The following is a 1,208-nucleotide window of genomic DNA, read 5'->3' as shown; positions in this document are numbered from 1 at the left end:
TGACCGTGCCGCTGATGCTGGTGACCTACGGCAACCCGGCGCTGCGCGACGACAAACGTCTGGCCGAACTCGGTGTGCGCGTGACCATTGATGGGCATGGCGCTTACTTTGCGGCGATCAAGGCGACCTACGACAGCCTGCGCGAACAGCGGCAGATCTTTACTCAGGCGTCCGATTTGAGCGCGACCGAGTTGACGCATACCTACACACAACCGGAGGAATACATTCTCTGGGCCAAGGAATACATGAGCGTGAAGGAGTGATGCACACGCTTTACCGGCCCTTTCGCGAGCAGGCTCGCTCCCACATTTGATCGGTGTCGAACACGAGTATTGTGTTCACCCAAGATCCACTGGGGGAGCGAGCCTGCTCGCGAAGGCGTCGGCCAGATCGCGCACGACCACAAACCGGTGCATCGCACAGGCGGCCATGTCGCTGAGTTCTGAATGAGTGTTGAGGAAGAGCACCGGGGATTCGGCGTCGTAGGTGTCGATGGGGAGGAAGCGGGGCATTACTTGGTCGGTCATAGCGTTCACTCCAAAAGGGTCAGGTTCTGTATTCGACCGGCCAAGATCGTTGCAGAGTTTTCTGCGAGCCGAGACTATAAGAGCCGCGTTCAACGGCCGCAATGAGCGCTTCTGTCGGACTTTTCAGTATTTTTTGTACGCCGTTCGCGACTTCCATTTATCCCACAAAAGCCCCTCACCCTAGCCCTCTCCCAGAGGGAGAGGGGACTGATTGGGGGATGCTCGGGAGCTACGCCGGCTTGTGACACTGCGCTGAATCCGATTTTGAATTCAAATGGATCTTTCAGGTCGCCGTGTTAATCACAAACAACACGGTCAGTCCCCTCTCCCTCTGGGAGAGGGTTAGGGTGAGGGCAAATGCACCTGACACCCCTCCCGCATCAGTCACACCACAAACCCACTCACCGCGGCTTGGAGAGCTCCATGATCATCCGCGACAACAGATAAATCCGCGGCGCCACGCTCGCCACTTCGGCGTACTCCTCCGGCGTGTGAATATTGCCGCCGACAATCCCGAAACCATCCAGCGTCGGCGTACCCACCCCGGCAGACAAACTGGCATCCGCCGCGCCCCCACTGCCCTCCTCGGTCAGTTTGCGGCCGATCTCGCCGTAAATCCCCTGGGCCATCGCCATCAGGCGATCCGACTCGGGCGTCTGCGGCATTGGCGGCAAACCACGC

2 protein-coding genes and 1 pseudogene are annotated in these 1,208 nt (G+C 59.1%); 1 reads left to right on the top strand and 2 read right to left on the bottom strand.

Translation table 11 applies throughout. From position 1 onward, the window contains the following. A pseudogene (locus DBR24_RS22865) lies at positions 1–263 on the top strand (oxaloacetate decarboxylase); the annotation flags it as partial. A gap of 75 nt (positions 264–338) precedes the next feature. Here DBR24_RS22865 and DBR24_RS22860 read toward each other — a convergent pair. Then, complete coding sequence (locus DBR24_RS22860; RefSeq protein ID WP_128615881.1) at positions 339–527, bottom strand: hypothetical protein; 189 nt, start codon at positions 525–527, stop codon at positions 339–341. 401 nt (positions 528–928) lie between these two features. Further along, positions 929–1,208: M20/M25/M40 family metallo-hydrolase (locus DBR24_RS22855; RefSeq protein WP_128615880.1), on the bottom strand; the 280-nt coding region annotated here is incomplete at its 5' end.

The organism is Pseudomonas sp. HMWF006, assembly GCF_003061205.1.
In the GTDB taxonomy this organism is placed as follows: Bacteria; Pseudomonadota; Gammaproteobacteria; order Pseudomonadales; family Pseudomonadaceae; genus Aquipseudomonas; species Aquipseudomonas monsensis.
This window is presented reverse-complemented; position numbering and strand designations above follow the sequence as displayed.

What these genes read in the sequence shown, in the direction of transcription:
- DBR24_RS22860 (WP_128615881.1), bottom strand. Translation starts at nt 527, where the DNA reads ATGACCGACCAAGTAATGCCCCGCTTCCTCCCCATCGACACCTACGAC.